The sequence below is a fragment of the Actinomyces sp. MRS3W genome, from assembly GCF_032465695.1.
Classification (GTDB): Bacteria; Actinomycetota; Actinomycetes; order Actinomycetales; family Actinomycetaceae; genus Actinomyces.
Window position 1 is genome coordinate 1 of sequence record NZ_JAWDJJ010000273.1, and the last position, 2,217, is coordinate 2,217.

The following is a 2,217-nucleotide window of genomic DNA, read 5'->3' on the forward strand; positions in this document are numbered from 1 at the left end:
GCCCAGCTCGGCGATGGGACCCTCGGGCCCCACAGAGCCGCCCCCGCCGATGGTCAGCGCGGCCGCGACGACGCTCGCGCCGGCCGGCCCGGGGGCCATGGCCCCGTCCGCACGCCGTGCCGCCCACATCGCTCCCGCGACGCCATGCCCAGTGGTGGTGGCGCCCAAGCGGTGCATAAGCGGGCCGACCAGCAAGCCGGACAGCACCGGCGCCGCCACCACGAACCCCGACCCCAGAAAAGCCAGCACGCCGGTGCTGGCGCCCAGGGCCTGGGTGTAGTCGGTGGTGCCGGTCAGCAGCCGCGTCCACAGGTCAATGCCCGCCCGGAAGACGACGGCGCCGCCGCCGGCGGTGAGGCCAGTGAGCACCGCCAGGATGAACAACCCGGTACGGTGGTAGCGCAGCAAGTTGAGGAGATGAGCCCGAAGCCGGCGGTATACCGCCCGCCCGGAGGCACACACGTTCACCGGCTGCGGCGCGCTCAACGGTCGAGGTTGTCGACCTTGAGCGCCACCCGATCGGTGGTGGGGATGTCCAGACCCCACACCTGCGCGTAGAAGTTCAACTCGTTGTAGAGGGCGCGGTGCATATTCGACGCCAGGCGGAAGCCGTGGCCCTCACCGTGGAACATCTCCAGCGCCACCGGCAGCCCCTTGGCCTTGACCGCCTCATACATGGTGGTGGCCTGCGCCGGCGGGATGATCGGGTCCGCACTGCCCTGCAGGAGAAGCAGCGGGGCGTGGATGTCGTCGATGTGGTGCAGCGGTGAGCGCTCCGTGTAAAGCGAGTCGTCGAGGTCCTCGGCGCCTACGAGCCCCTGAATGTAGTGGGACTCGAATTTGTGGGTGGTGCGGGCCAACTGAGCTAGGTCGGCAACTCCGTACAGGGAGGTGCCGGCGCTGAACACCTCCGAGCGCGCCAGGGCGGCAAGGGCGGTGAACCCGCCCGCGGAGGCTCCGCGCACCGCAATACGCGCCGGGTCGACCTTGCCGGAGTCGGCGAGGAACTGGGCACCCGAGACCACGTCGTCGACGTCGTACACGCCCCATTTGCCATTGAGCAGGCGCCGATAGTCCGAGCCGTAGCCGGTCGAGCCGCGATAGTTGACGGCGAGGTAGGCAAAACCGCGACTGGTCCAGAACTGGATGCGCAGGTCGTAGCCGGTGCGATCCATGGCGGTGGGGCCGCCGTGAACCCCGACGATGAGCGGCGGCAGTTCACCGTCGCCGCCCACATGTGTGGCGGAGGCCGGCGGGTAGAAGAAGCCGTGCGCGGTGGCGTCGTCGGTGGTGGCCCAGGACACGGGCTCAGCGAAGGAGATACCGGCGTCGTGGGCGTTGAAGTCGCCCGATCCGCGCAGGACCTCCACCCCCTGCCCGCGCACCTCGACAATGCTCGGCAACTCCGTCTCGCTGCCGGCGAGCATGACGACGCGTCCGGCCGACGAGGCGACGTTGCCCATGGGCTGCCAGCCCACATTCCATTCTTCCAGTTCGCCGTTGGACAGCTTGACCGTGCCCAAGTGCCACATGCCCTCACGCGCCCAGGAGGCGATGAGGTGCTCGCCGTCGAGCACGTCGAAGTGGTGCGGTCCCAGGATCCAGGCGGGGGAGGTGAAGGTGGCGTCGATCGGGTGCAGCGGACGGGTGCGCAGCGCCTCGGTCCAGCCCTCCCGGTTGGTGCCGCGCCGCGGGAAGCCCTCGGTGCGGTACAGGTTCCAGAAGCCGGAGGCGTTGGAGACGTGGACGAGCTCGCACTCCTCGGTCCAACGCGGCTCGGACACCGAGTAGCCCCTACCGCCGTCCACGACGGTCTGGGAGCCGATGGTGCCGTCGGGGCGCAGGTCACCCACGTGCAACTCGGCGTTGTCCCAGGGCATATCCGGGTGGTTCCAGGTGATCCACGCCAGGTGCTCGCCGTCGGGGGAGAGGGTCGGGGCCACCACGAAGTCAGTGCCGGTAACGATGGTGGTGACGGCGGAGTCGTCGCGGGCGGCCGAGCCGTCCAGCGGGATCGCTACCAGAGAGTTGACCGGCTCGCCGTCGCCGCGGTGGTCCTCGCGCACGGCGTAGACCAGCGAGCGGGCGGTGTCGATCTCCAGGTCGCCGTGGCGCACGTCCCCGTAAATGGTCAACGGCACCAGCCCGCGCAGGCGGTGGGCGACGTCGTAGCGGTACAGGCGGCCGTCCCCGGCGTGGGAGACGACGATGATGCCG

At 69.9% G+C, this 2,217-nt stretch carries 2 protein-coding genes; both read right to left on the reverse strand.

Features of this window, described 5'->3' with window-relative positions:
* Positions 1 to 408 (reverse strand): chloride channel protein (locus RWX45_RS10510; protein ID WP_316023672.1); only part of this gene is annotated, 408 nt, incomplete at its 3' end.
* Between the two features lie 74 nt (positions 409 to 482).
* Positions 483 to 2,217: prolyl oligopeptidase family serine peptidase (locus tag RWX45_RS10515; RefSeq protein ID WP_316023673.1), on the reverse strand; the 1,735-nt coding region annotated here is incomplete at its 5' end.